This window comes from Thioalkalivibrio sp. (genome assembly GCF_041690275.1).
Taxonomy (GTDB): domain Bacteria; phylum Pseudomonadota; class Gammaproteobacteria; order Ectothiorhodospirales; family Ectothiorhodospiraceae; genus Thioalkalivibrio.
This window is the reverse complement of record NZ_JAWLHP010000014.1, coordinates 27,682-52,750: the sequence shown is the minus strand read 5'-3', so window position 1 is coordinate 52,750 and position 25,069 is coordinate 27,682. Positions and strand designations below refer to the sequence as shown.

General features: G+C 68.8%; 20 protein-coding genes, 1 tRNA gene and 1 riboswitch. Of the genes, 4 read left to right on the top strand and 17 right to left on the bottom strand.

The window, feature by feature from the left end; genetic code table 11:
* Positions 1 to 138: 138 nt before the first annotated feature.
* Positions 139 to 1,701, bottom strand: coding sequence for a murein biosynthesis integral membrane protein MurJ (gene murJ / locus ACESMN_RS04240; RefSeq protein WP_373052338.1), 1,563 nt, complete (start codon positions 1,699 to 1,701; stop codon positions 139 to 141).
* 503 nt (positions 1,702 to 2,204) lie between these two features.
* On the bottom strand, positions 2,205 to 2,672 hold the full coding sequence (locus tag ACESMN_RS04235) for a DsrE family protein (protein WP_373052344.1): 468 nt from the start codon (positions 2,670 to 2,672) through the stop codon (positions 2,205 to 2,207).
* A 389-nt stretch (positions 2,673 to 3,061) separates the two neighbouring features.
* On the opposite strand from ACESMN_RS04235, the gene rpsT reads away from it, so the two are divergent.
* Positions 3,062 to 3,331, top strand: a complete 270-nt coding sequence (gene rpsT / locus ACESMN_RS04230; RefSeq protein ID WP_373052337.1) for a 30S ribosomal protein S20 — start codon at positions 3,062 to 3,064, stop codon at positions 3,329 to 3,331.
* Between the two features lie 202 nt (positions 3,332 to 3,533).
* Here the strand turns inward: rpsT and proB are convergent, their stop codons facing one another.
* The 4 genes from proB to rplU form a co-directional block, all read right to left on the bottom strand.
* Positions 3,534 to 4,652, bottom strand: coding sequence for a glutamate 5-kinase (gene proB / locus ACESMN_RS04225; RefSeq protein ID WP_373052336.1), 1,119 nt, complete (start codon positions 4,650 to 4,652; stop codon positions 3,534 to 3,536).
* A complete protein-coding gene (gene cgtA / locus ACESMN_RS04220; RefSeq protein WP_373052335.1) occupies positions 4,645 to 5,709 on the bottom strand; it encodes an Obg family GTPase CgtA in 1,065 nt (354 codons plus the stop codon). Before cgtA ends, proB begins: the two co-directional genes overlap by 8 nt.
* Before the next feature lie 83 nt (positions 5,710 to 5,792).
* A complete protein-coding gene (gene rpmA, locus ACESMN_RS04215) occupies positions 5,793 to 6,050 on the bottom strand; it encodes a 50S ribosomal protein L27 (protein WP_373052334.1) in 258 nt (85 codons plus the stop codon).
* A gap of 14 nt (positions 6,051 to 6,064) precedes the next feature.
* Positions 6,065 to 6,376, bottom strand: a complete 312-nt coding sequence (gene rplU / locus ACESMN_RS04210; RefSeq protein WP_373052333.1) for a 50S ribosomal protein L21 — start codon at positions 6,374 to 6,376, stop codon at positions 6,065 to 6,067.
* 348 nt (positions 6,377 to 6,724) lie between these two features.
* Between rplU and ispB the strand changes: the two genes are divergently transcribed.
* The 3 genes from ispB to ACESMN_RS04195 all read left to right on the top strand — a co-directional run bounded on the left by ispB (position 6,725) and on the right by ACESMN_RS04195 (position 8,569).
* A complete protein-coding gene (gene ispB, locus ACESMN_RS04205) occupies positions 6,725 to 7,693 on the top strand; it encodes an octaprenyl diphosphate synthase (protein ID WP_373052332.1) in 969 nt (322 codons plus the stop codon).
* 190 nt (positions 7,694 to 7,883) lie between these two features.
* A tRNA-Pro gene (locus tag ACESMN_RS04200) sits at positions 7,884 to 7,960 on the top strand.
* Between the two features lie 135 nt (positions 7,961 to 8,095).
* The gene (locus ACESMN_RS04195; RefSeq protein ID WP_373052331.1) at positions 8,096 to 8,569 is read left to right on the top strand and encodes an alpha/beta fold hydrolase; all 474 of its coding nucleotides are present in this window, start codon (positions 8,096 to 8,098) and stop codon (positions 8,567 to 8,569) included.
* A 17-nt stretch (positions 8,570 to 8,586) separates the two neighbouring features.
* Here the strand turns inward: ACESMN_RS04195 and ACESMN_RS04190 are convergent, their stop codons facing one another.
* The 11 genes from ACESMN_RS04190 to ACESMN_RS04140 form a co-directional block, all read right to left on the bottom strand.
* Positions 8,587 to 9,267, bottom strand: coding sequence for an SOS response-associated peptidase (locus ACESMN_RS04190; RefSeq protein WP_373052330.1), 681 nt, complete (start codon positions 9,265 to 9,267; stop codon positions 8,587 to 8,589).
* A gap of 219 nt (positions 9,268 to 9,486) precedes the next feature.
* Positions 9,487 to 11,304 carry an allophanate hydrolase gene (gene atzF, locus ACESMN_RS04185; RefSeq protein WP_373052329.1) on the bottom strand — a complete coding sequence of 606 codons (1,818 nt, stop codon included), beginning with the start codon at positions 11,302 to 11,304 and terminating at the stop codon, positions 9,487 to 9,489.
* Positions 11,305 to 11,817: 513 nt separating this feature from the next.
* A complete protein-coding gene (uca, locus tag ACESMN_RS04180; RefSeq protein ID WP_373052328.1) occupies positions 11,818 to 15,429 on the bottom strand; it encodes an urea carboxylase in 3,612 nt (1,203 codons plus the stop codon).
* 165 nt (positions 15,430 to 15,594) lie between these two features.
* The gene (locus tag ACESMN_RS04175) at positions 15,595 to 16,242 is read right to left on the bottom strand and encodes an urea amidolyase associated protein UAAP2 (protein ID WP_373052343.1); all 648 of its coding nucleotides are present in this window, start codon (positions 16,240 to 16,242) and stop codon (positions 15,595 to 15,597) included.
* 13 nt (positions 16,243 to 16,255) lie between these two features.
* Positions 16,256 to 16,993 (bottom strand): urea amidolyase associated protein UAAP1, encoded by a 738-nt coding sequence (locus ACESMN_RS04170; RefSeq protein ID WP_373052327.1) that lies wholly within the window; start codon positions 16,991 to 16,993, stop codon positions 16,256 to 16,258.
* Positions 16,994 to 17,189: 196 nt separating this feature from the next.
* Complete coding sequence (locus tag ACESMN_RS04165; RefSeq protein ID WP_373052326.1) at positions 17,190 to 17,987, bottom strand: ABC transporter ATP-binding protein; 798 nt, start codon at positions 17,985 to 17,987, stop codon at positions 17,190 to 17,192.
* Positions 17,988 to 18,057: 70 nt separating this feature from the next.
* Positions 18,058 to 18,876 (bottom strand): ABC transporter permease, encoded by an 819-nt coding sequence (locus tag ACESMN_RS04160; RefSeq protein ID WP_373052325.1) that lies wholly within the window; start codon positions 18,874 to 18,876, stop codon positions 18,058 to 18,060.
* Between the two features lie 108 nt (positions 18,877 to 18,984).
* Positions 18,985 to 20,076 (bottom strand): putative urea ABC transporter substrate-binding protein, encoded by a 1,092-nt coding sequence (locus tag ACESMN_RS04155; protein ID WP_373052324.1) that lies wholly within the window; start codon positions 20,074 to 20,076, stop codon positions 18,985 to 18,987.
* A 63-nt stretch (positions 20,077 to 20,139) separates the two neighbouring features.
* Positions 20,140 to 20,251: riboswitch (guanidine-I (ykkC/yxkD leader) on the bottom strand.
* A 401-nt stretch (positions 20,252 to 20,652) separates the two neighbouring features.
* A complete protein-coding gene (locus tag ACESMN_RS04150) occupies positions 20,653 to 21,042 on the bottom strand; it encodes a PilZ domain-containing protein (protein WP_373052323.1) in 390 nt (129 codons plus the stop codon).
* A 220-nt stretch (positions 21,043 to 21,262) separates the two neighbouring features.
* Positions 21,263 to 22,165, bottom strand: a complete 903-nt coding sequence (locus ACESMN_RS04145; protein ID WP_373052322.1) for a ribonuclease H-like domain-containing protein — start codon at positions 22,163 to 22,165, stop codon at positions 21,263 to 21,265.
* A 442-nt stretch (positions 22,166 to 22,607) separates the two neighbouring features.
* The gene (locus ACESMN_RS04140) at positions 22,608 to 25,001 is read right to left on the bottom strand and encodes a DEAD/DEAH box helicase (protein ID WP_373052342.1); all 2,394 of its coding nucleotides are present in this window, start codon (positions 24,999 to 25,001) and stop codon (positions 22,608 to 22,610) included.
* Positions 25,002 to 25,069: the final 68 nt, after the last annotated feature.

Genomic DNA, 25,069 nt, shown 5'->3' with positions numbered 1-25,069 from the left:
GCCGCGGCGATCTGCGGTGGGCACACTTCGTTTTGCCCACCCTACCCGTTGGAGGATCCGCCCAGCCGGCGAAGCCTCACGGACACCCGGCACCGCAGGGTGGGCCAAGCGCAGCGGGCCCACCACCCCGCCGCGGCGTCAGGACGTGTCCCGAAGCAGAAACTGGCGCGGGCGCAGGCCGGCGAGCCACAGGGTCGCGAGGAAGGCCCCCGCACCCGCGGCGATCAGTCCGAACAGCACGGGCGCGCGCTGCCTTGCCGCCCATTCCGACCACTGGTCCCACTCCGGTGCCAGCAGCATGAGCAGCGCGATCATCACCGCCAGCGCCGACCACAGGCCGACCCGGAACTGCGGCAGCGGCGGACCCGGCTGATAGATGCCCTCCCGGCGCAGGCCACGGTAGAGGAGGCCGGCATTGAGGTAGGCCGACGCCGAGGTCGCGAGCGCCAGGCCGGCATGGGCGCCGGGCACGCCGGACACGTACCAGGGCAGCACGAACAGCAGGTTCAGGACCATGTTCGCGAGCATCGCGATCACCGCGATCTTCACCGGCGTCTTCGTGTCCTGACGCGCGAAGAATCCGGGCGCCAGCACCTTGATCAGGATGAAGGCGGGCAGCCCGATACCGTAGGCCGCCAGCGCCATCGCGGCCATGCGGGTGTCATTCCCGGTGAAGGCGTTGTACTGGATCAGCGTCGCGAGGATTGGCACCGCGAGCACGATCAGGCCGGCGGCGGCCGGCAGGGCCACCAGCAGCGAGAGGCGCAGGGCCCAGTCGAGGGTTCGGCCAAAGGCGGCCTGGTCGGCACGCGAGTGCTCCCCGGACAGTCGCGGCAGGATCACGGTGGCGATCGCGATCCCGAACAGCGCCAGCGGCAGCTCGACGAAACGATCCCCGAAGTAGAGCCAGGAGATCGAGCCCGCAACCAGGAAGGATGCGATCAGGGTGTCGACCAGCAGGTTGATCTGCACCACCGAGGTCCCGAGGATCGCCGGAAGCATCAGGCGTACGATCTTGCGCACCCCGGCATGCGCCCGGCGCAGGCGGGGCCTGGGCAGCAGTCCCGCCCGCACCAGGAACGGGACCTGGAAGGCCAGCTGCAGGATTCCCGCCGCGAACACCCCCCAGGCGAGTGCCACGATCGGCTCCGGAAACAGCGGCGCGACCCACAGCGCCGCCGCGATCAGCGCAAGGTTCAGAAACACCGGCGTGAAGGCCGGCACCGCAAAGCGCCCGATGCTGTTCAGGATCCCCGCCGCCATCGCCGTCAGGGAGATGAACAGCAGATAGGGAAAGGTGATGCGCAGCATCTGCGCCGCGAGGTCCTGGCGCCCCCCAGCCTGCGCAAGACCGGGCGCGAAGACCCAGATCAGCCAGGGTGCGGCCAGGACTCCGAGGACGGTCACCAGCGTCAGCACCGCAAGCATCGTGCCCGCGGTGTGATCCAGCAGGTCGCGCAGCGCCACGCGTCCGTGCTTCTCCCGGTATTCCGCGAAGACCGGCACGAAGGCCTGGGAGAATGCCCCCTCGGCAAACAGGCGACGGAAGAAGTTCGGGATCCGGAAGGCGACGAAGAAGGCGTCGGTATTGGCGCCGGCGCCGAAGGTCACCGCCAGCACCATGTCGCGCAGATAGCCGAGCACCCTTGAGATCAGGGTCATGCCGCTGACGATGGCGGTGGAGCGGAAGATGCGATTCACGGCCGGCCCGTATCCCCGGAAACCGCAAAGTGTAGGGTACAAGGCAGGAATGGCGAAGTGGGGCCCGCACCGCGCGATGGAATCCGGAGCGCACGGCGCGCGACTTCCGCGCTAACCGCCTTGGCGCGATGTGCCACCCCTCCCGATGAAAGCGCACACGTCGCATGGAGTGCGGCGGCTTGCTTCCGCGGCAGGAGGCGAGCCTCCTGCGAGGCAAAGCGGCGGCAAGCCGCCGCACTCCATAGCGCCAACCCGGCGCAACAGACCGCAGGCCGTCCAGCCAGGGGCCGGCCTCGAAGGCAGTAGCTCGTCGGCGCACGACTTGCACGCTAACCGCCCTGGCACTTCGCCACCCCTGACAGTGAGGACCTCCCGCCCCCGCTCGCGGGACAAATCCGCCGGGAGCGGATTTCGAACCGCCGAAGGCAGAACCGAAGGGCGGAGGGCCGGATGCCCGGAGTAACGCCTGGGGTGCGAAGCGGCGCCGGCAGACTGACGGCCGGCTATTCGACCTTGATGTAGGCGAAGTCCTCGTCGTTCTGCAGTTCCGCGATGCGGACCACCCCGGACGGGACGAATTCCACCGCATCGTAGACCTCGTCGGCGGACAGCCGGATCGCCTCGCGGGTGACTTCGCACAGCTCCAGCCTGACGTTGTGCAGGTTGTTCAGTGACAGCAGGCGGCCACGCAGCGTGTCGCGTTCCTCGCGGAGGCGTTCGTCTTCCTCGAAGGGCGTACCGGCCAGCGCATCGTCCGTGACGAAGCGGATCCCGTGGGCGACGAACACGATGCGGACGTCATAGTCCATGAACTCGTTGTCGTAGTGCATCACCATGTTGTTGATGCTCGTCAGCATCGACGAGAAGCGCCGCGGATCGGCGAAGTCCGCATGGTAGACCACGCGCGCCTCCGCAGCCCCGACCGCCTTCGGCGCCGCCAGCATCAGCGCGGCGATCAGTGCCATGCCCATCAGCGCCAGCGTGCCGAACGAAGTCATGGAAAAGCCGGGATTGCCAGTGCGATTCATGTTGCTCTCCTGTCTGTGGAATTCGGCCCGGAACACGGAAGGGTCCACTACCGCGGTCCCGGTGACGGCCCTCAAGGCCTGCGTAGGATACGGGACGCGCGAGCCCCCCGTTTCAATCCTTGCCGTCCCGTGAGCTCCCCGCGGATTCGTCCCGCGAGCGATAGAGGGGTGTGTTGCCTCCTCCCGCGCCTGGGGAGGAGGCACTGTGGCACGCCCTCTCCGCTTGCCGGCGAGGGGTGGTCAAGCGGCGCCCGCGCTTGACGCGTGATCCGGTTCCGTGTAGTTTCCACGCCCTTTCCGACGCTTCACACGGTATTCAAGAGGAACCCGCCTTGGCGAACATCGCATCAGCCCGCAAGCGCGCCCGACAGGCCGTCAAGAATCGCGCCCACAACATGGCGCTCCGCTCGCGCTTCCGCACCTCGATGAAGATGGTGCTGAAGGCGATCCGCAACGGCGACCAGGAAGCCGCGAACAGCGCATACCGCAACGCGGTTCCGGTGATCGATTCGACCGTCGGCAAGGGCCTGATTCACCGCAACAAGGCCGCACGCCACAAGAGCCGCCTGAACGCCCGCATCCGGAAGATGGGCCAGGCCTGAGGCCTGCCCGCGCGGGCGACCGCGCAGCCCCGAAACAGAAAAAGCCTGTCGGATCCCCGGCAGGCTTTTTCTATGGAGTGCGGTGGCTCGCCGCCGCTTTCCCGCAGGGGGCTTGCCCCCTGCCGCGGAAGCGAGCTTCCGCGAACCAAAGCGGGAGCAAGCTCCCGCACTCCAGACCCCCTGAGGCGACCGGCGCGCTTGCTCAGAGCAGCACCATGTTGTCGCGGTGAATCAGCTCGGGTTCGGCGACATAGCCGAGCACGGACTCGATGGCCTCGGCCCTCAGGCCGCGGATCCGTCGCACCTCGTCGCTCCCGTAGTTGCACAGCCCCCGCGCGATCGCCACCCCGTCCGGGTCGACGCAGGTCACCACCTCCCCGCGCCGGAAGCCGCCGCGGACGTCCACCACGCCCACCGGCAGCAGGCTGCGACCCGACTCGCGCAGCACTCGCGCGGCCCCGGCGTCGAGTTCCAGCTCGCCGCGCGAGTGCAGCTGGTCCGCGATCCAGCGCTTGCGGGCGGCCATTGGCTCGCGATCGGGCTGCAGCCAGGTCCCCAGCCCCTCGCCGGAGACCGCCCGCGCGATCACCCTGGGCTGCCGGCCGTAGGCAATCACGGTGTGCGTCCCGGAACGGGCCGCGCGTTCGGCGGCGAAGAGCTTCGTCGCCATGCCGCCGCGCCCCACACGCCCGAAACGCGCCGACACGTAGCCGTGCAGGGCCGGATCCGAGGCCTTGGCCTCGGAGATCAGGCGCCCGTTCGGGTCGAGGCGGGGGTCGCGGTCAAAGAGGCCCGCCTGGTCGGTAAGGATCAGCAGCAGGTCCGCCACCACCAGGTTCGCGACCAGCGCGGCCAGCGTGTCATTGTCGCCCAGACGGATCTCGTCATTCGACACCGTGTCATTCTCGTTCACCACCGGGATGGTGCCCAGCGCCAGCAGTGCCTGCATGGTGCTGCGCGCGTTGAGGTAGCGGGGGCGGTCGGCGAGGTCGTCGTGGGTCAGGAGGATCTGCGCCGCGTGCAGCCCATGGCTGGCGAATTCCCGTTCGTAGGCCTGCACGAGCCCCATCTGGCCCACCGCCGCGGCCGCCTGCAGCAGGTGCAGCGCGCGCGGGCGCTCCTGCATTCCGAGCCGATGCATGCCCTCGGCCACCGCTCCGCTGGAGACCAGCACGACCTCGGTGCCACGCTGGCGCAACTCGGCAATCTCGCGTGCCCAGCCGGTCAGCGCCGGACGATCCAGACCGGCACCCTCTGCCGTGATCAGCGCGCTGCCGATCTTGATCACGACCCGGCGGGGTCGCGGGAAGCCCTTACGCACCGCGCTCGCCCTCTCCGGTCGCCTCCGCGTCGCCGGCCGCCCTTACCTCGCGCTCTTCGATGTCGCGCATCACCGCCTGCATCAGCGCATCGACGCCCGCGCCGGTCGCGGCGGAGATCGCGAAGACGGGTTGCCCCCCGGGCAACTGGCGCGCGGCCCGCGCCTGCAACGCGGCGAGACCCTCCTTCTCGAGGAGGTCCGTCTTGTTCAGCACCAGCCAGCGCGGCAGATGCGCCAGCTCGACGCTGTACTGCTCCAGCTCCGCGACCACGGTGTCGATGGCGGCGAGGGGGTCGGCATCGGGATCCGGCGGCGCGACATCGACCAGGTGGAGCAGCAGCCGGGTGCGCGCAAGGTGCTTCAGGAAGCGGATCCCGAGACCGGCGCCCTCCGACGCGCCCTCGATCAGGCCGGGGATGTCCGCCATCACGAAGCTCTGGTTGGGTCCCACCCGCACCACGCCGAGCTGGGGGTGCAGCGTGGTGAACGGGTAGTCGGCGACCTTCGGCCGGGCCGCGGAGACCTGTCGCAGCAGGGTCGACTTGCCGGCATTCGGCAGACCCAGCAGGCCCACGTCGGCGAGCACCTTCAGTTCGAGCTTCAGCGTGCGCAGGTCCCCCGGTGTGCCGGGCTTGCTCTCGCGCGGCGCACGGTTGGTCGAACTCTTGTAGCGGGCGTTGCCGAGGCCGTGGAAGCCGCCCTGCGCCACCAGCAGTCGCTGCCCGGCGCGAATCACGTCCCCGATCAGCTCTCCGGTATCCGCCTCGAAGACCTGTGTGCCGACCGGCACCGGAACGTCGAGATCCGAACCCGACCGCCCGGTGCGGTTCCGGCCATGCCCGTTCTCCCCGCGCTCGGCCTCGAAGCGGCGCTGGAAGCGGAAGTCCGCCAGCGTGTTCAGCCCCTCGTCGCCGACCAGCCAGACACAGCCGCCGTCACCGCCATCACCGCCGTCGGGGCCGCCGAAGGGGATGAACTTCTCGCGACGGAAACTGACGCAGCCATTGCCGCCATCACCGGCCTTGACGGTGATCGTCGCCTCGTCGATGAACTTCACGATCGTCTCCTCCCTGTCTCGGCTCCAACCAAAAAAGCCCCGACGATCGGGGCTTTTCGGAACCGGGCTGCCGATGGCGTCCGTTACAGCGGCTGCACGCTCACATAGCGGCGGTTGCGCGGTCCGCCGGTCCTGAACATCACCTCGCCGTCGGCCATTGCGAACAGGGTGTGATCCTTGCCGCAGCCGACGTTTTCGCCCGGGTGGTATTGGGTGCCGCGCTGGCGCACGAGGATGCTGCCCGCACGGACCTTCTGACCGCCAAAGCGCTTCACGCCCAGGCGTTTGCTCTCGGAATCGCGGCCGTTTCGTGTGCTGCCGCCTGCCTTCTTGTGTGCCATGTTTCTCTCTCTCCTTACCCGGCGATGCCCGTGATGCGCACGGCCGTGTAGTACTGGCGATGGCCCATCTGCTTGCGATGGTGCTTGCGCCGGCGGAACTTGATGATCCGGACCTTGTCTCCGCGCCCGTGGGACTCCACGGTGGCCGTGACCTTGCCGCCCTCCACGAGCGGAGCGCCTACCCGGACGTCGTCACCTTCACCAACCAGCAGGACCTGGTCGAAATCGATGTCCGAACCGACCTCCGCCTCGAGCTTCTCGACTCGAAGCAGGTCGCCTTCGGCCACCCGGTACTGTTTCCCACCCGTTGCGATGATCGCGTACATGATCCTTCAGACTCCGTTGGCGCTGTGACTCTCGCGAAAGGGCGGGAATACTAGCAACGGATCCGCGGCCGGTCAATGTGCGGGGGCGCCCGCTGTCCCGGCGGCGCGGCAGGGCGCGCATCCGCCGGGGAGCCGCCGCGCGGCGTTTCTTGACACCCCACCCGCCCGTTTCTAGCATGCTTGCGCCCACCTCTCGGCATCCGGCCTGCGAGCAATGCCCATCAACGCGAAAATCGCGCCCAGCGCGCACGAAATCGCCCCCTCCCGCCCATGGCAGAGGGATGGGCGCAGGGAACGGGCATGGTGCCTCGCGACCGGTCCCCGGTCTCCCGCCTCGCGTGCGTCGTCATGATCACCCGCGCGATCCGGAACCTGGCCGAAGAGGACATGCAGGCGGTCGACGCCTGCATACGCGACCGGCTGTCCTCACCGGTCGTGCTGATCAACCAGCTCAGCGAATACATCGTCCGCAGCGGCGGCAAGCGGCTGCGGCCGATGCTGGCGGTGCTCACCGCCCGCGCCTGCGGCTACCGGGGCGAGGATCATGTCACGCTGGCTGCCGTGGTCGAGTTCATCCACACCGCCACCCTGCTGCACGACGACGTGGTGGACGCCTCGGAACTGCGCCGGGGCCAGGAGACCGCGAATCACCTGTTCGGCAACGAAGCGGCGGTGCTGGTGGGCGATTTCCTGTACTCCCGGGCCTTCGAGATGATGGTCGACGTGGGTTCGATGCGGGTAATGGAGATCCTCGCGCACGCGACGAACGTGATCGCGGAGGGCGAGGTGATGCAGCTGATGAACTGCCACGATCCCGACGTGGAAGAGGCGCGCTACATGGAGGTCATCCGCTCGAAGACCGCCAAGCTCTTCGAGGCGGCCTGCCAGCTCGGGGCCATCCTGGGCCAGAGGTCCGCGGACGAGGAACTCGCGCTGGCGCACTACGGGATGCACCTCGGCACGGCCTTCCAGCTGATCGACGATGTCCTCGACTACTCCTCGAACAGCGACACGACCGGCAAGCGCATGGGCGACGACCTCGCCGAAGGCAAGCCCACGCTGCCGCTGATCCACGCGATGCAGAAGGGAGAGGCCGGGGAACGGGCACTGATCCGGAACGCGATCGAGACCGGCGGGCGTGACCAGGTCGAAGAGGTGCTGGCCGTGATCCGGCGTACGCAGGCCCTCGAGCACGCGCGCAGGCAGGCCGAACGGGAGGCCCAGCAGGCGATCGCCGCGATCCAGTGCCTGTCCCCGTCGCCGCATCGCGATGCCCTGACCGAACTCGCCCGCTTCGCCGTGGAACGCGAGTACTGACGCGGCCAGGCACGGGGCCCCTGTGCCCCCGGGGATGCCCCGGGGCACAGATGCAAAACCTGTCCCCGCCAAACCGCGGTCGCCACCAGGGGGACAGGATTTAATTCTGTCGCCGACAATGTGCTGCCCCCGACAACACCGCCAGGCGTGGACAGGTCGGCGTTTTCGGTGCAGAATATCGCGCTCGGTGCGGAGTGTAGCTCAGCTTGGTAGAGCACTGCCTTCGGGAGGCAGGGGTCGAAGGTTCGAATCCTTTCACTCCGACCACTTCACGATTCCCGCCTTCTTCGGCCCGGCCGCGACCCGGCCACCCGGCAACAAGCGCATCCGCCGCTTGGCCGGCCGCGATCCGCAGAGGGCCGCTTGCCACTCGCACGGGCACATAAGCCGACCTCAATCCCGATGAAGATCCTGTACCTGCACGGCTGGCAGTCAATCCCCGGCGGCCTGAAGCCGACCTACCTCGAAGAGCACGGCCACGAGGTGATCAACCCCCGGCTCGACCACGAGGACTTCGCGCGGGCGCTGGCCACCGCGCAGGCCGAGTTCGACCGGTATCGCCCGGACGTCGTGGTGGGCTCCTCGCGCGGCGGCGCGGTCGCGATGAACATCACCGCTGGCGACACGCCCCTGGTATTGCTCTGTCCCGCCTGGAAACTCTGGGGCACGGCCACGCGGGTACCCGAGCGAACCCGGATACTGCATTCGCGCGGGGACGAGGTGATCCCCTTCGCAGAGTCCGAAGAGCTGATCCGGAACAGCGGTCTGCCGGACGAGGCCCTGATCGAGGTGGGCCACGACCACCGCCTGGCCGATACGGACTCACTGGCGAAGATGCTCGAGGTCAGCGAGGCGCTGGCCGGTCGCAAAACCTGAACGCAACAGCCGCCCCCTTATCCCTGCGTACCGTCGCCGACCGGTTCCAGCAGGCCCGCGTGGTCGTTCTCAGGCCGATTGACCTCGCTCGATACCGGGTGGGCCTGCAGCCGTGCTGTGGGCAGCCGGCGCACCGCCGAGCGAATGGCGTCGCGATCGACGAGTTCCGGGTTCAGCCAGTCCTCGAGACAGCCGGGGTCCAGCGCAAGCGGCTGGCGGTGATGAATCCGATCCAGTGGCGGACGGGCCGGCTCCGTGACGATCGCGCAGCAGATCGCGTCCTCCGCCGAGGGCTCCCAGATGCCCGCCAGAAACAGTACCCCGGACTCCTGCTCTTCGCCCGGCGCAACCAGCCACGGCTGCTTGCGTCCGTCTGTCGCCTGCCATTCGTACCAGCCGTCAGCCGGCACCAGGCAGCGCCGATGCGCGAAGGCTTCACGAAAATACTTGCTGGTGGCGACGGTCTCCGCACGCGCGTTGATCGGCTTGGGTGCATCCGATTGCGCCCAGCGCGGCCGGAAGCCCCATTCCGCACGCCCCCACTCGAGCGCACCCGACGCGCCGGAAACAATCACCGGAACCTCGGTACCCGGCGGGATATTGAAGTGCGAAGCGATCCAGTCCGGCAGCGGCGGCAGGCCGAGCACCCGGCCGGCCGCCTCAGCCGTGGAGGACCTCAGTGCGAAACGGCCGCACACGGGATCGGTGACCGGATTCGGCCTGCCAGGGCCCGGGCACCGCGCCTTGCAAACGCGATTGCGATCATCACCGGGACTCGGGCTGGCTGGCCATGTCAGTGGTTTCCATGACTACAGGGTCCGCGGTGCGGTCCCCGGCGTCAACGCCTCGGTGCCAGAACCCGAGCGCGTCTTCCTGCGGTAACCCCGCGTCGCCCCCGACGGAGACCACGGGCCGGCTCAGCCCGGGGACGCGAGGTAGCGACGCCACGAACCCAGACGGGTGATCTCGACCGCGTTTCGCGTTGCGGCGGTCTCGCACAGGAACCCCGGCACGTCCGTTCCATCCTCCAGCCGCACGCGGCCGATGCCCAGCGGGGCCGGAATCCCCGCGACGAAGGACCCGAACCCATCGGCCGGCACCATCCACACCTCCACCTCGATCGCCGCGCCACCACCCGTGTCGTCCCGGACCAGCCCGGGCCGTTCCGGGGGGCCACCGGGGAGGGCGTAGAAGCGGTACTCGGGAGCGGTGCGGGTCGCCCGCAGCAGCCGTGCACGGCGTTGCGTGAGCTGGCGATTCAACGGCAGGCCGCTCATATGCGCGCCACAGACCGCGACCGGGATGTGATGACGCCCGTCTGGAGTCAGTGGCGGGCGGTCGTGCTGTGGGCGGCCGGTCGCGCCGAGCGGCAGACCCGCGGCGCGCTGGAGGCGATCCGCGATCGGCAGCAGCTCCCGGTCGCGGAATGCGGGCGCGAACAGGGTCACGCCGAAGGGCAGGGCATCCGCACGGAAGCCCGACGGCACCGCCACGGCGCAGAGATCCAGCAGGTTCATGAAATTGGTGTAGTAGCCGAGGTCGCTGTTCACCCGCACCGGCTCGGCCTGCACCCCGGCAATGCTGGGAAGCGTGCCAGCCGTCGGCGTCAGGACCAGGTCCACGGAATCCCAGACGGCCTCGGTCTGGCGACGCAGCGCCTGCAGCCGGTACTGCGCCTCGAAGGCGTCCACCGCCCGAGGATCGCGACCGCCGCCGATGATCCCGCGGGTGACATCGAAGAGTGCTTCCGGCCGCGCATCGAAGAACGAGCGGATCGCCGCATAGCGTTCCGCCACCCAGGGACCCTCGTACAGCAGTCGGGCCGCCTCGAGAAAGGGCGCGAAGTCGATCTCCACCGCCTCGCCGCCCAGCGAACGCAGTCGTGCCACCGCCTCGCCGAACAGCGAGGCGTAGTCCTGGTCGCCGAAGAACTCCAGTTGCCCGGCCATCGGCACGCCGAAGCGGAAGCCGTTCTCCGGGATGCCGGCCAGGCCGAGCTGCGGGACCTGGTCGGGCCGCGCATACGGGTCCTCGGAGTCATATTCGGCCACGATCTCGAGCACCCGGCTCGCGTCGGCCGCGTCCAGCGCGAAGATCGATACCGTGTCCAGCGTACGGCACGCCGGCACGACGCCGGAGGCGCTGAGCAGCCCGCGCGTGGGCTTCACGCCAATGAGGTTGTTGAACCCTGCAGGCACGCGGCCGGAACCGGCGGTATCCGTCCCCAGCGAGAAGCTGACCTGACCCAGCGCCACCGCGACCGCGGAACCGGCGCTGGAACCGCCAGAGATGTATTCCGGGTCGAAGGCGTTACCGCAGGGTCCGTACGGCGACCGGGCACCGACCAGCCCGGTCGCGAACTGATCGAGATTGGTCTTGCCCAGGGGCACCGCCCCGGCGTCGACCAGGCGCTGCACCACGAAGGCGGAATGCTCCGGAACATAGGCGTATTCCGCACACCCGGCGGTGGTCCGCACCCCGGCGAGGTCGATGTTGTCCTTGAGCGCGAAGGGCACTCCGTAAAGCGGCAGCGTGGCCGGATCCACACCCTCCAGCCGTGCGAGATAGGGCTCAAGCGCCACATCGTCCGGCACGGTGATCCACACGTTCCGCGGGTCCTCCCGGCGAATCTCCGCCAACGCCTCGGCAATCACCTCCCGCACCGTCCGTCTGCCCGCGCGGTAATCGTCCAGCAAGCCCTCGATCGTCATGTTGGCCATCATCTCGTTCTCCAACGTAAATTCCTGCCTTCGCCGCCCGATGGCGGCAGGCGGAGTGCGGATTCCCATCGCCGGAACGCCGTGAATACATCCATGTAGGCTTGACGGCCGCCTCCATGCGGCCGTCACCCGGCTATTGGAGCCCCCACTCCACCTTCGAGCGTCACGGTATCGTCGAGCGACCCTTCGCGAACCGTCGAAGCGATGGCAACCGCATCGGTGATCACGAATGCACGCGGCAGGCCGGAAAAGCGCAGCGTCAACCGTCATGCAGTGCCATTGGAGGTCATCAACGACTTCACGAACGATTACTCCCGAGCGGCGGACAAGGGTCCGCAGCCTCCCCCACCCTTGCGCCCTGTAAAGCCATGCGAACCCCCTTCGGTCGGGGCACTGGCGGGGGTGGACGGGAGCTGGACCGTCGGCGGCCATGGATGGCCACCGTCGAGCGCCCAGGGATGGCTTGAGCGTGTCCGGACGCGGCGCACCGCTGCCGGCGCCGCCCCGCGGGTGTCACCGCCCCCCAACTCAACCCTCAGCACGAAGCACCAGCAATGCCTGCCCGGGAGTCACTGAAGCCCCCTCGCGACAGAGCACCCGGACCACGGTGCCGGCGCTGCGCGCGGTCACCGGGATCTCCATCTTCATCGATTCCAGCACCAGCAGCGTCTGGCCGGTCTCCACCCGGTCGCCCTCCTTCACCTCCAGCGCCCAGACGCTGCCGGCCACGTGACCGGTGACCGCCTGCTCGCCCCCGGCCAGTTCGAGGTCGTCGGAACCCGCAACCGGTGCATCGGGCTCTGCCACGAAAACGGCCTGGCCGGCCTCGGCCCAGCGCCGGCGCTCGGCCTCGAAGGCCGAGCGCTGCCGGTGCCGGAAGCCTTCGATGCTGTCCCGGTTCCCGTCGAGAAACCGGTTGTAAGCGGCCAGCGAGAAACGGGTCTCCTCGATCTCCAGGCGCAGCCCGCCGCGCGGGAAGGCCTCGCGCATCTCCAGCAGCTCCGCCTCGGAGACCTCGAAGTAGCGGATCTGGTCGAAGAAGCGCAGCAGCCAGGGCCGCTCGAACTCCGGGGTCTTCCGGTAGCGGTTCCAGATCGGCAGCGTCCGCCCGACGAACTGGTACCCGCCCGGCCCTTCCATGCCGTAGATGCACATGTAGGCGCCGCCGATGCCGACCGCGTTCTCTGGCGTCCAGGTGCGCGCCGGGTTGTACTTGGTCGTGACCAGCCGGTGGCGCGGATCCACTGGGGTCGCGAGTGGCGCGGACAGGTAGACGTCGCCGAGGCCCATCACCAGGTAGGAGGCGTCATAGACGATGCGCTTGACCTCGTCCTCGCTGTCCAGGCCGTTGATGCGCCGAATGAACTCGATGTTGCGTGGACACCAGGGCGCATCGGGGCGCACCGACTGCATGTACTTGCGCGTGGCCAACTGGGTCTGGCTGTCGTCCCAGGCCAGCGGCAGGTGCACGATGCGCGAGGGCATCTCGGCCTCGGACAGGTCCCTGAGTTCGGTCTCCGCCTGTTCCAGCAGCCCCAGCAGGCGTTCCAGCGGCAGTTGTCGGGGCTCGTAGTGGATCTGCAGGCTGCGCACACCCGGCGTCATCTCGCGGATGCCGGGTATCCGCTGCTCGGCCAGCCAGTCCAGCAGGGCCTGCACGCGAAAGCGCAGCGCGAGATCCAGTACGATCGGCCCGTACTCGACCAGGAGATAGCGGTCCCCGGCCGGGCGGTAGGCGACGGCAACCGGATGGTCATCTCCCAGCCGCTCGCGGACCACGGCGCTGCGCGTGGCGACCTCCTGCGGCGCAATGGCGGGCGCCGTCTCCGCCGCGGGGAGTGCGGCCAGGTTGCACACGGCTGCGTCCAGTTCCGCGGCCAGCCGACGGGCGGCATCCAGTTCCACCGCCTCGAAACGCAATGTATCGCCGGGACGCAGCTGTCCAAGCTTCCACAGGTCCGCCTCGATCACCGTCGCGGGACAGACGAACCCGCCCAGGCTCGGGCCGTCCGGCCCGAGGATGACCGGCATGTCGCCGGTGAAGTCGACGGTGCCGATCGCGTAGGCATTGTCGTGAATGTTCGATGGATGCAGCCCGGCCTCGCCGCCGTCGGCCCGCGCCCACTGCGGCCGCGGACCGATCAGGCGCACACCGGTGCGGCTGGAGTTGTAGTGCACCTCCCAGTCCGTGTCGAAGAAGGTCTCGATGTCGCCCGGCGTGAAGAAGTCGGGGGCCGCGTGCGGTCCGTAGAGGACGCGCAGGCGCCAGTGATGCCGGTACTGCGGCGCCGACTCCGCCGGCAGGAAGCCGGTATCCCCCACCGTCTCGGCGCCGAGGTGCAGCACGTCGCCGGGCCGCAGCACACGACCGCCGTGACCGCCGATCCGCCCGAGGGCGAAGGTCGCGCGGCTTCCCATCACCAGCGGGGCCGCCAGCCCGCCCCGCACCAGCAGATAGCTGCGCACGCCGGCACCATGGATACCACCCAGCTCCAGCACCTGTCCGCGCTTCACCGGCACTGCCGCCCAGTAGGACACGGGCTGGCCGTCGAGGCGCGCGGTCATCGGGGCGCCGGTCAGCGCGATCACGGTGTCGGCGTTGAAGCGCAGGGTCGGGCCGTTGACGGTGAGCTCGAGACCGGCCGCGCCCTCCGGGTTGCCGAGGAGACGGTTGCCGAGCCGGAACGCGAGGCCGTCCATCGGTCCCGAGGGGGGCACGCCGATATCCCAGTAGCCGACACGGCCTGGCCAGTCCTGCAGCATCGTCTGCGTGCCGGCCTCGAGCACGTCGATGCCGTCGGCCCGGTACTCCATCCCGGCCAGCGTGCGCGTGGTCTGGTCGCCGCGCTGGAACACCGGGTGCTCCGCGACGTGGCGCAGGTAACGCAGATTGGTCTCGAGCCCCTGCAGGTCGGTCGCCGCCAGCGCCTCCTGGAGCCCCGCGCGGGCCGCGTCCCGGTCCTGCGCGTGCACGATGATCTTCGCGATCATCGGATCGTAGTACGGCGGAATCTCGCTGCCGCGTTCGACCCAGGTATCCACGCGCGCCTGCGCAGGGAAACGCACCTCGGTCAGCAGTCCGGCCGCGGGCTGGAAGTCCTTGCCGGGATCTTCCGCGTAAACCCGCGCCTGGATCGCGTGTCCGTGCGCCCGGCCGGGACGCAGCGTCTCGATTGGCGGAAGCTCGTTCGCCGCTGCGAGCACCATCCACTCGACCAGGTCGATGCCGGTGACCATCTCGGTCACGCCGTGCTCCACCTGCAGCCGCGTGTTCACTTCCAGGAAGTAATGCTCGCCCGTGTCGGCATCGTAGAGGTACTCCACGGTCCCGGCACTGCGGTAGCGCACTTCCCGGCCCAGGGCCTCGGCGTCCGCGAGCAGGCGGGCGCGCACCGTTCCCGGCAGGTTGGGCGCCGGCGCCTCCTCGACCACCTTCTGGTTGCGCCGCTGCAGGGAACAGTCGCGATCGCCGAGTGCGATCACCCCGCCCAGGCCGTCGCCGAAGATCTGCACCTCGACGTGGCGCGCCTGCTCGACGTATTTCTCGAGGAACACGCCGGTGTCCGCGAAGTTGTTCTTCGCGAGCCGCTGCACCGAGTCCCAGGCCTCCCGCAGGCCGGACTCGTCGTGACAGAGCTGCATGCCGATGCCGCCGCCCCCGGCGGTGCTCTTCAGCATCACCGGGAAACCGGTCCGGCGCGCCTCCGCCAGCGCCGCTTCCGGGCCCTCCAGCAGCCCGGTGCCCGGAAGCATCGGGAGCCCCGCCTCGCGGGCGAGCGCGCGGGCGCGATGCTTGAGTCCGAAGTCGCGGATCTGTTCCGCGGTGGGTCCGGCAAAGGCAATGCCTGCCGCCTCGCAGGCCTCCGCGAAGCCCGCGTTCTCGGACAGGAAGCCGTAGCCCGGGTGGATTGCTCCGGCGCCTGCATCGCGGGCCGCACGGAGAATGCGGTCGCCGTCGAGATAGGAATCTCCCGCCGATGGCGGGCCGATCAGCACCGCCTCGTCGGCCTCGCGCACGTGCAGCGAGTGGCGGTCGGCCTCGGAATACACCGCCACCGAGCCGACACCCATCCGCTTCAGCGTGCGGATGATCCGGCAGGCGATGGCCCCGCGATTCGCGATCAGTACCTTCTCGAACATCTCGGTTCCGCTCCCGGCGGGACCTCCGGCCCCAGGGTCCGCGGGCCGTCCCGCGGTGAACACGCACCACCGGGGCCGTCCCCGGTGTATCAAGCCTCTGCCCTCGCCCCCCGCCCCGGCCCCGGCCCCGAGGGGGCAGATTTATGAATCTGTCCCCGTTCTTTGCTACACGGGATCCCAGACGATCATCTCCACTGGCGTCGGGTTGTAGGCATTGCAGGGGTTGTTCAGCTGCGGGCAATTGGACACCAGCACCAGCACGTCCATCTCGGCGCACAGCTCCACGTACTTGCCGGCATCGGAGATGCCGTCCTCGAAGGTCAACCCGCCCTCCGGGGTCAGGGGCACGTTCATGAAGAAGTTGATGTTGCTGGCGAGATCACGCTTGCCGAGGCCATGGTCACTCTCGGCGAGCGCCCGCAGGAAGTTGTCGCGGCAGGAGTGCATCGGCTTCTTCTCGAGGCCGTAGCGCACCTGATTGGACTCCGCCGCGCAGGCGCCACCCAGGGTGTCGTGGCGGCCGCAGGTGTCGGCAGTGATGGTCAGCATCACATTGCCCGCGTTCGACATCAGCTGCGTGCCGGTAGTCAGATACACGTTACCCTGCGCCTGCACGGTGTCGATCGCGCTGTAGCGCTCCACGGTGGGGTGTTCCAGGCTGTAGAACAGCGTATCCACCGCCTGATTGCCCTCGAGATCGAGGATGCGCAGGGTCTGGCCCCTGCGCAATGCGTGCAGCCAGGGCTCGCCGGCCGGAACGACCTCCCGGTACACCGCGTCGGCCGGATCCAGCGGGCTCTCCACAAGATTGATTCCACTCATGTCCTCACCCCTGGCAGTTGTAGATCGCGGTGTTCGCAAAGGCGCGTGCGTTCTCCGGGCGCAGGTTCACGCAGCAGTCGTCTTCCAGCACCGGCGGCGACCGGTAGATGGCCAGGTCGACCGGGCCGGGCGCGTAGTCGGGCGCCGGGTCCATCGGGTGCGGCGCGGTGTTCAGCACCACCAGGGTGTCCATCTCCGCGCGCAGGTCAACATGATCACCCGGCCCGCTGTTCCCGGGATCGAAGTGCAGCACCCCGTCCGCGCCGGCGTAGACCTTGCTGAAGAGATTCAGGTTGGCGACCAGGTCCTGCCTGCCCAGCCCCCACTTGGCCAGTTCGACCAGGAACAGTTCGCGCCCGCTGCGATAGAAGTCGTTCCCGTACTCCTGATAGCGATGCTCGCCGTACTTGCGCGCGATGTCCGCGTCGCGGGTGATGCCGCCGATGGTGTCGTGCCAGCCGGCGGTGTCCTCGGCGATGGACAGCATCACCCGACCCATGTCCGAATACAGCATGTTGCCACGCGTCAGACGCGACGTATGCTGGCCCTTCAGCGTGTCGGCCATGTTGTAGCGCTCAAGCAGGTTCCGGGGGTTGTAAAGCAGCATCGACACGTTGGCCCCGCCGTCGCGGTCCACGAGCCGCAGCGTAAAACCTCGCCGGATCACCATCGACCAGTAGCGGCCACCGGGAACCGCATCCCGGTGCACCACCGTCCCCGGGGTCGCCTCCGGATTGCTCATCGTCAGTCCTCCTCAGTGTTCACGGAAGTAGTGGGGAATGGGGAGCGGGATTCGCCGGGGCGCGCCGCCTTGCGGTCCGGTTCGCCCGCCGCGTATCTCGTGGGAGCGGCTTCCAGCCGCGATATCTCCCACTCGGGACCGCATCGCGGCCGCGGGCCGCCGCGGTCCGTGGTGGGCACGCTTCGCTTTGCCCACCCTACCCACGGGAAACCACCTCGGCGGCCACCGGGAGTCCGGTCTGGTCCCGGATTTCCTCGAACAACTCCGGCTCGATCCGGCCCACGGGGATGTCGTAGGTGATGTTCGCCCCATAGGCGTTCGGGGCATGCGGATCGTGGCGGACCTTGTCGAAGACCAGCAGGCGCGTGCCCAGATAGAAGCCCTCCTTCAGGTCGTGGGTAACCATGAAGATGGTCAGCCGCCGGCGTCGCCACAGATCCAGAATCAGCGCATGCATATCCCCGCGGATGCCCGGGTCCAGCGCCCCGAAGGGCTCGTCCAGCAACAGAATCTTCGGATTCTTCATCAGCGCCTGCGCGATCGCGAGCCGCTGCTGCATGCCCCCGGAGAGCTCGTGCGGGTATTTCTTCAGCGCATGCGTAAGCCCGACCGCCTCCAGCATCTCGAGGGCCTTTGCGCGGGCCCTGCGACGGACCCCACCGAAGAGACGGCCGGTGAACCGGGCACGGCCGAACTCCTCGGCCACCAGCACGTTGTCCAGCGCATTCAGGTGCGGGAAGACAGAGTATTTCTGGAACACCACGCCGCGGTCGGGCCCCGGCTCGGCGGGCATCGGCGCACCCTCCAGCAGCAGCTCGCCGCGGCTCGGGGTTTCTTCGCCCAGCAGCATGCGCAGGAACGTGGTCTTGCCGCAGCCCGAGGCGCCGACAATGGTGATGAACTCGCCGGTCCGGACCTCCAGGTTCAAGCGCTCCAGCACCACGTCGCGCCCGTAGGTCTTCCAGACGTTCCTGAGGGTAACGATCATCTGCATGCCTGATGCTTCCAAGGGTCAGGGGACGCCCGGAACACGCCCTGCGCGGCCTCGGTTTCAGCCCGTGCCGTCATCGCCGCCGCCCTCCGTACCACGGGAACAGCCACCGGTTGGCGAGGCGCAGCAGCAGATCGAACAGGAAGGCGAGCAGCGTGATCCACACCACGTACGGCAGGATGGTGGCCATATCCATGAAACGGCGCACCAGAAAGATGCGGTACCCGAGGCCCTCCGTGGCGGCGATCGCCTCGGACGCGATCAGAAACAGCCAGGCTGCGCCGAGCGCCAGGCGGGTCGCGTCGAGCAGGCGCGGAAAGACCTGCGGCAGCACCACGCGCACCACCACCAGCCAGGTCGACGCGCCCAGTGTCTGCGCCTTGATCAGCTGCTCCGTCGGCAGCTCCTCGACCCGCTGCTGCACGTCGCGGATGATGAACGGAGCGATGCCGAACACGATCAGCACCACCTTGGCCAGTTCGCCGACCCCGAAGGTGATGAACAGGATCGGCAGCACCGCCAGGGGCGGGATCATCGCGACCGCGGTGATCAGCGGCGACAGCGCGCGGCCGGCATAGGGAATCAGGCCGGCCAGGATGCCGACCACGAGGCCCATCAGCATGCTGATGCCCACCCCGAGGGCAAGCCGGGTCAGGCTCGCCGCCGTGTCCACCCACAGCACCAGCTCCCCGGTCCGGCGGCTGGGCTCCGTCGCGAGCCGCCAGAAGGTCTCGAGCATCATGCCGAGAGACGGCAGCAGCGGATCGTCCGGGTTCTCCGCGAGCCGTGCCGCCGATGCCGCCACATAGGCCAGCAGCAGCAACGCGAACGGCAACAGCCCGAGCAGGTAGCCGATCGTGCGCGGCGGGTGCTGGTTGATCAGGCGTTTCACAATGGCGGTGCCGGTGGAGCGGGCGATGAACCTGCGTTACCGTGAGAATCCAGCCTCGCTTTTCTGGCATAGCGAGCCGCGGCACACATCAGATCTGGCGCAATGCCGTCAGAGCTCGCCGTCCGCGGCCATGCGCATGTACTCCGCGTTGAAGCGGAAGCGCACGTTGTCGGGGCTGCCCAGGATGGAGCCATCGCTGAACTCGATGCCGACGAAGTCCGGGCTGGGTGCGCGCTCGCCGAGCAGCCCGTGCTCGAAGGCGAACTGGCGCACCTTCTCCATCGTCTCCTCCGGCTCCGGGCCGGTGACAAAGTCCACTGCGTCCGCCGCGTCGTAGAACATGCGGGTGGAAGCGAGCTGCGCCTCGTAGCCGGCCAGGTCGGTGCCGCCGGCCTCGCCCATCGCCGCGCGGGCCGCCCGGCCCGCCTCGTCGTCGCCCCGCATCACGTCCATGATCTCGTACCAGGCGCCGGTCAGCGCCTTGCCGAGCTTCGGATTGGCCTCCAGCACCGCGGTGTTGACCACCATCAGGTCCATGACCTCGCCGGGGATCTGGCTGGAATCAAAGACCACGTGGGCGTCGTCGCGGGCACGGATCTCGCCCAGCTGCGGATTCCAGGTAACGACCGCATCCACGTCGCGGGACCCGAAGGTGCCGACGATGTCCGCGTCCGAGGTATTCACCACGCGCACGTCACGCTCGGTCATGCCAACGGAATCCAGCGCCCGGGCGAGCAGGTAGTGCGACACGGAGAGTTCGACCAGATGCACGTTCCTGCCCTCAACGTCCTCGAGCCGGTCGGTATCCTTCAGGATCAGCCCGTCGTTGCCGTCGGAAAAGTCGCCGACGATCAGTGCGGTGCTGTCCACGCCACCCGCCGCGGGAATGGTCAGGGCATCCATGTTGGTCACGCTCACGCCGTCGAAGGCACCGGCGGTGTACAGGTTGATCGACTCGATGTAGTCGTTGATCTGAACGATCTCGATGTCGATGTCGTACTTGTCCGCCCACTTGTCCACGATGCCCGAATCGGCGCCGAAGCCCCAGGGCATCCAGCCTACGTAGATGCTCCAGGCAATGCGGAAGCTGTCCTTCTGCTGGGCCTGAGCCGTGCCCGCGGCCGCCACGGCCGCGAGCAGCACGCCAAGCAGCACGAGGCGCAGAGGGAGGCGAAAGAAGACTCTCTGGAACGGGTTCATTGGAAATCCCCATTGTGGTTACCGGTTTCGAAACAGGGCACGGGAGAGCATCCGCAAACGCATGTCTCCCGGGCTTTTGTCCCGCCGTGTAACCCCAGCCGGTGAACCCGGGGAGGTCGGCCACTCTCGGACCAGACGCCCGCCTGTGCGGACCGGAACCCTAGTCGCCCATTGGTGCTGTCTTTTCGGATCCGGAGATTCGCGCCTCGCTGGAGCACGCACCCCCCTGCCTGCAGAAGCACAAGCAATTGCCTTGCCAGATCATCCCGCCACGGCAATTCAGAGGCTTGAGCAGCCCAAGCGGCGGGCACGCTGTCCGCAGGACACGCATGCGCACCATCGAAGTGCACGGCCTCGAACCATTGGAGTGCAGTGGCTGCACCGCCCGCGTGCGGGGTCCTGCGGCAACGAGGGCGCACTGGCCGGGCCGGTCGGCGGTCTCCCGCGAACCGTTCGCGCCATCGAGTGCGGGGCTTGCTTCCACCCGCTAGAACCCGCTTTCAAAGTGGCGGCAAGCCGCGCTTCACAGGGCGCTTGCGCCGGCTTCCTTCGGGGTGACGCGGATCGCGATGCTCGTTATCCGGAACTCGACAGCATCCAGTTCTTCAGGTCCGGAAAACGCCTTTGCTTCAGTTCGCGCCGGATCTGCGCGGGGGCGGGTGCGCGCGCCTCCAGGAGGGATTCCAGAAGCTCGAAGTCCCTGCGGTCCAGCGACTGGAATTCGACGCCGGAGCCAAACTCGTTTTCATGGACTACCCGCACGTCGATGGTGACGGAGAAGACGTCCTCCTCACCACCGAAGAGCGTGAGTACGCAACCGTGACCCACGCCCCCGAGGCGGACGCGGTCGAGGAATGCACCACAAAGCCCGATGTCCTGCGTCTCGGTGTCGTGCTGGCACCCGTCATCGAGACAGAGCTGGCCGGACAGCCTCACCGGGAGGCGCGTGTTCTGCCGCTTTTCCATGAATGAAATACCGCCATCCTGTGTTGATCCCGTCCATGGAAACCGGTTCATCCATGAGGCACTCTGGCAAATCCCTTGGCCGCCTAACAGCAAGACTAGCCTCAAGTCGCTGAGATTTCCATCGGAACCGCAACGGGATGAGGTGCGGCTACGCAACGATCATGGCCACGGATGGCATCCCGGAGCACGCGGATCCGGCGCGGCCATCAGCGTAATCCGGCTACAGATCCAGGCGCCCCTGCCCCGCCGCCAGACGCCGCTTCAGTCTCCTGCGGCGGTGACGTGCCTCCGGACCCTGGTCCAGGAGCCGGGCGTAATCCAGGGCACGGGTCCAGTCACGGCGCACGTGCTCGTGGTACTTCGCCAGGCGCTCGGCGGCCTCGCGGCTGCCAGCGGCGGCGAGCCGCTCCCAGATCGCCGCCGCCTCGGCCACTCTCCCGGCTCCGCGCAGCGTCCGCGCCAGCTCGAGGGCTCCCCGGGTGTCCAGCCGTTCCCGCGCCGCCTCGAGCACGGAGAGTGCATGGCCGCGCTCTCCGCAACGCGCCCAGATTGCGGCCGCAGCGCACGCATCGGCGCCGCAGGACGTCGGCTCATGCAGCGATCGGGCCAGGGCGGGGCCAAGCGCCAGCAGGCTCAGCACGTCAAGGGCGTTATGGCGCAGCACCCCCGCGAGCTCATCGGAAGGCGCACCGGCGAGGTAGTCGCGCCAGGCGCGGGGCGCCTCCGAGCCGGGCAGGTCGTCCTCGCGCACCAGCCCCAGCAGCCGCCGCTCCGAGGTGGCCAGCCGGCAGTCCGGCCAGGCCCTGCGGAACAGGCGGCGGGTCGGATGCAGAAGATCGAGGTGAGGAGGCTCCGGCAAGGCCGGACCACGCTGGAGCCGTCGGCGATCGCGCAGCAGCGGCAGATCGAAGGTCTTCCCGTTGTAGCTGACCATCAGGTCGGCAGCGGCCAGGCTCGAGGCCAGCGCCTCGAGCATTGCCGCCTCCCCCGCGAACGCGGTCAGCACCCACTGGCGGAGCCGCACGCCGTCCGGCTCCGCCGCGGCGATCCCGATCATGAAGGCCGCGGTGCCGGTACCGCCCGCGAGCCCGGTGGTTTCGGTGTCGATGGCGAGGACCCTCATCCCCGGCCCTTCCCCCGCTTGCGGGGGAGGGGTTGGGGAGGGGGCTGCCAGGGGCCAAAGCGGTTCCAGCGCGTCGGCGAGACGCCGGCGCCCGTGGCGCGTATCCAGGGGCAGCACGGTCTCGACCAGGACCACGTGCTCCGCGACCACCTCCCCTCCCAGCCGTTCCGCAAGCCCGGCGGCCGAGGGAGCCGTGGCTCCGCATCGTCGACCGGAAGCCGGGCTTGCAACCCGCCCGGGGGCGCCCGAATCGACGGAAGCACAGCCCGCAGGGGCCTCGGACGCACGGCCGCCGAGGCGCCGCAGCCGCGAACGCAGGTCCTCTCTGCAGCCCGGTGTCCCAGGTACATCCGCCACGCCAGGCGCTGCCAAAAGGGACGGGGCGCCACCGGCACCGGCGTCCGGCGAATCGGAGTTCACGCCGGCCTGGCGGCGCAGCGCGTCAAGCCGGTGCTTCAGGGCCATCGCTGTGGAACTGGGCGAGCACCGTCAGTGCCGCCGCCTTCGGCGAGAAGCCGCGCACCTCGTCGGAGGCGAGGATCGGTCCGATGCAGGCGGGGCAGCCGTGGCGACAGCCGCAGTCGCGGATCAGTTGCACCGCGCCGTCGACAACCCGGACGCGCTGGTCGTACAGCGGAGCGGCCAGGCCCACGCCGCCGGGGTAGTTGTCGTACAGGAAGACCGCGGGGCGAAAGCGGGTCTCGCGCTCGGGGTCCTGTTCGCCGCCATCCAGGCTGCGCATCTGCCCGCGCCCGTCTGTACCGACGGTCGCGAACCAGCGGGCGTCGCCGTCGCCCACCGCGCGGCCGATGTCCTGCGGCTCGGACATCGCGATCAGCGCGGCCACGTGGTGCATCGCGTAGGCGGCACCGAGGAAACCGTCCAGGGCCTGCTGGCGGTTCGGGAAGCACTCCGCAAGGACCTCCGGCGCGACCTGCCACCAGGCGGCCGTGGTGTGCATCTCCTGATCCGGCAGGTCGATGTTGCCGTAGCCGATGTTCTCGTGACTGTAGTAGCGGATCTTCTTGTAGCCGGGGATGCGCCGGACCAGGTGCACCTCGCCGTGCGCGGTCTCGGTGCCTCCCTCCCGGCGGTGCTCGAAACGGTCGAGGATCTTCAGGCGGGTGTAGTCGATCGCGTCGGTGTAGTAGTCGACCTCGGTCCGGGTCACGAAGGCCTTGCGCCCGGTCCAGTCCAGCCGCTCCACCTGCCAGGTCTGCGCCTGCACCATGTAGATCGCGCCCTCGTACAGCGTCTCGGCGGCGCTGGAGTAGTCGACCTCGGCGATGATGTCCTTGCGTCCCCCGGTGGTGTCCACTACCACGAAGTTGCCCTCGGCCACCGAGCGCAGGCTGACGCTCTGGGCCGGGTAGCTGTCCTCGGTCCAGTGCCAGGTGTCGGCCTCCCGGTGCAGTACGCCGTGTTCCTCGAGGTAGCCGAGCAGCTCCTCGAGGTTCTCCTTCCCGAAGTGGTCGCCCCTGCGGAACGGCAGCTCGAAGGCCGCGCAGCGCACGTGGTCGAGCAGGATCAGCAGCTGGTCCGGATCGATGCGCGCGTGCTCCGGCGAACTCCCGAGGAAGAAGTCCGGGTTGCGGATGATGTACTGGTCCAGCGGCTGGCTGGTCGCGACCAGCACGCCCAATGACGGGCGCTGGCGGCGTCCCGCCCGGCCGAGGCGTTGCCAGGTCGCGGCGATCGTGCCCGGATAGCCGTTGAGCACGCAGACATCCAGGCTGCCGATGTCCACGCCCAGCTCCAGCGCCGAGGTCGCGATCACGCAGTCGACGTTGCCGGCGCGCAGGGCCCTCTCGGTCTCGCGCCGCTGGCCGGGCAGGTAGCCCCCGCGGTAGGCGGCCACACGCGCGGGCCTGCGCGGATCGGCGTCGAAGACATCCTTCAGGTACTTGGTCAGCACCTCGACCATCAGCCGCGACTGCGCGAACACGATGGTCTTCAGGCCGCTCTTCACCGCCATCCGGGCGATGCGTGTCGCCTGCGAACGGGCCGATGCGCGGATGCCGAGATCGGCGTTCACCACCGGCGGGTTCCACAGCAGCAGGTGGCGCGCGCCGGCGGGTGCGCCGCTCTCGGTGATGGCGGTCACGCCTTCTCCGATCAGGCCCTGCGCCAGCTCCGCCGGGTTCGCGATGGTTGCGGAGCTGAGGACGAAGACCGGGTCCGAGCCGTAGAACCGGCAGACGCGGCGCAGGCGACGCAGCACGTTCGCGACGTGCGAGCCGAACACGCCGCGGTAGCTGTGCATCTCGTCGATCACCACGTAGCGCAGGTTCTCGAAGAACTGCGCCCACTTGGTGTGATGCGGCAGCACGCCCTGGTGCAGCATGTCCGGGTTCGAGACCACGATGTCGCCCTTGGTGCGGACCGCCTTGCGCGCGTCGCCGGGCGTGTCGCCGTCGAAGGTGAAGGCCCGGATCCCGAGGCCACCGGCCTCGTTCAGCTCCATCAATTCCGCGACCTGGTCCTGGGACAGGGCCTTGGTCGGGAACAGGTACAGGGCCTTCGCACGATCCTTCAGTGCCGCCTGGAGCACCGGCAGGTTGTAGCAGAGCGTCTTGCCCGAGGCGGTGGGCGTGACCACCACCGTGTGCCGGCCGGCGGTCACCGCGTCCCAGGCCTCGCGCTGATGACTGTAGAGCTGCGCGACGCCGCGCGCGCGGAGCGCGGTGGCGAGACGCGGATCGAGTTCCTCCGGCAGCGGCAGCAGCCGGGCGGGCCGCTCCGGCAGCACCGCGGTCCCGGTGATCCGCCCCGCATAGCGCTTGCCCAGGCGCCGGACGAGCCGCTGGACCGGATCGTCGATCCCGGTCTCCGCCATCTCCGCCTGCCAACCCCCATGCGCCATCCACCCATGATGCACCGGAAAGCCTCCGTCGCAAACATGGA

Excerpts from the sequence above, each read along its gene's own strand:
- ACESMN_RS04235 (WP_373052344.1), bottom strand. The coding sequence starts at position 2,672 with ATGGGCATGGCACTGATCGCCGCGCTGATGCTGGCGGCGCCGAAGGCG.
- rpmA (WP_373052334.1), bottom strand. The coding sequence starts at position 6,050 with ATGGCACACAAGAAGGCAGGCGGCAGCACACGAAACGGCCGCGATTCC.
- rplU (WP_373052333.1), bottom strand. The coding sequence starts at position 6,376 with ATGTACGCGATCATCGCAACGGGTGGGAAACAGTACCGGGTGGCCGAA.
- ispB (WP_373052332.1), top strand. The coding sequence starts at position 6,725 with ATGATCACCCGCGCGATCCGGAACCTGGCCGAAGAGGACATGCAGGCG.
- ACESMN_RS04195 (WP_373052331.1), top strand. The coding sequence starts at position 8,096 with ATGAAGATCCTGTACCTGCACGGCTGGCAGTCAATCCCCGGCGGCCTG.
- uca (WP_373052328.1), bottom strand. The coding sequence starts at position 15,429 with ATGTTCGAGAAGGTACTGATCGCGAATCGCGGGGCCATCGCCTGCCGG.
- ACESMN_RS04170 (WP_373052327.1), bottom strand. The coding sequence starts at position 16,993 with ATGAGCAATCCGGAGGCGACCCCGGGGACGGTGGTGCACCGGGATGCG.
- ACESMN_RS04165 (WP_373052326.1), bottom strand. The coding sequence starts at position 17,987 with ATGCAGATGATCGTTACCCTCAGGAACGTCTGGAAGACCTACGGGCGC.
- ACESMN_RS04155 (WP_373052324.1), bottom strand. The coding sequence starts at position 20,076 with ATGAACCCGTTCCAGAGAGTCTTCTTTCGCCTCCCTCTGCGCCTCGTG.
- ACESMN_RS04150 (WP_373052323.1), bottom strand. The coding sequence starts at position 21,042 with ATGGAAAAGCGGCAGAACACGCGCCTCCCGGTGAGGCTGTCCGGCCAG.
- ACESMN_RS04145 (WP_373052322.1), bottom strand. The coding sequence starts at position 22,165 with ATGAGGGTCCTCGCCATCGACACCGAAACCACCGGGCTCGCGGGCGGT.
- ACESMN_RS04140 (WP_373052342.1), bottom strand. The coding sequence starts at position 25,001 with ATGGCGGAGACCGGGATCGACGATCCGGTCCAGCGGCTCGTCCGGCGC.